A 907-nucleotide genomic window follows, 5' to 3' on the forward strand; every position below is an offset into this window, starting at 1 on the left:
GATCGTCATGGAAGACGAGGCTGCCGTCATCTGGCGGACCCTCCCTGCCGACCGCCTGCTCCATCGCGTCGATCGCGACCTTCTCGGTGATGCGCTCGGACATTGACCAGCCCACGACCTTGCGGGAGAAGGCGTCTATCACGGCTGCGAGATAGAGCCACCCTTCTCTTGTGGGTATGTAGGTGATGTCGCCCACCCAAAGCCTGTTGCGCTCGCCCACGGTGAAAGCGCGCTCTACCAGGTTCAACCGAGGGTCTCCCGGCTCGACCTTCTTCTGGATGCGGTGTTTTCGGGTCGCGCCCTTTCCGGCAAGTCCGAGCTTCTGCATGATGCGGAGCACGCGCTTCTCGCTCACGACGATGCCGCTTTTTCGCAGTTCGCGGTTGATGCGCCGGTAGCCGTAACGGCCCTTGTGCCGCTCGAAGGCCTCGACGACGAAACCTTCGATCGCCTCCCGCTCTATCTGGGCGTCGGACTTCTTCCGGCCGAGATACTCGTAGAAACCGGATTTCGAGACTTTCATCAGCCCGCATGCCTTCTTGATGGGGCCGATCTCGCCCCTATGCTCTTTGAGGAACTCGAACCTCACGCATGGTCTTGACTCAAGAAGGCCCGGAAATTTTTTAGTATCTCGTTCTCGCGCTCGAGCTCCTCGACCTTCTTCTTGAGCTTCACGATCTCGTAGTCCTTGTTGATCTTCGGGGAGCCGTTTCCGGGGAACGCGCCGTCTCCCATCTCCTCGTATTCGCGGGCCCATCTTCTCAGCGTCGAATCCTTTATGCCGAGTTCCTCCGATAGGCCTTTGACCGTCATTTCCCCGGACAGGACCACCTTTGCCGCCGAGACCTTGAACTGCCTGTCGTATCGCTTTCTTCTTTGGGTCATCTTGAACACCTTTCGCTCTTAA

At 58.5% G+C, this 907-nt stretch carries 1 protein-coding gene and 1 pseudogene; both read right to left on the bottom strand.

Annotated elements, in window-relative coordinates; all coding sequences use genetic code 11:
- On the bottom strand, positions 1-757 hold a 757-nt coding region (locus AAAX75_RS10045), incomplete at its 3' end, for an IS3 family transposase (protein ID WP_349092076.1).
- A pseudogene (locus AAAX75_RS10050) lies at positions 646-885 on the bottom strand (transposase); the annotation flags it as partial. The gene AAAX75_RS10045 and the pseudogene AAAX75_RS10050, both read right to left, overlap by 112 nt.
- Positions 886-907 lie beyond the last annotated feature (22 nt).

Origin of the sequence: Collinsella sp. CLA-ER-H7 (assembly GCF_040092345.1) — a bacterium.
GTDB lineage: Bacteria > Actinomycetota > Coriobacteriia > Coriobacteriales > Coriobacteriaceae > Collinsella.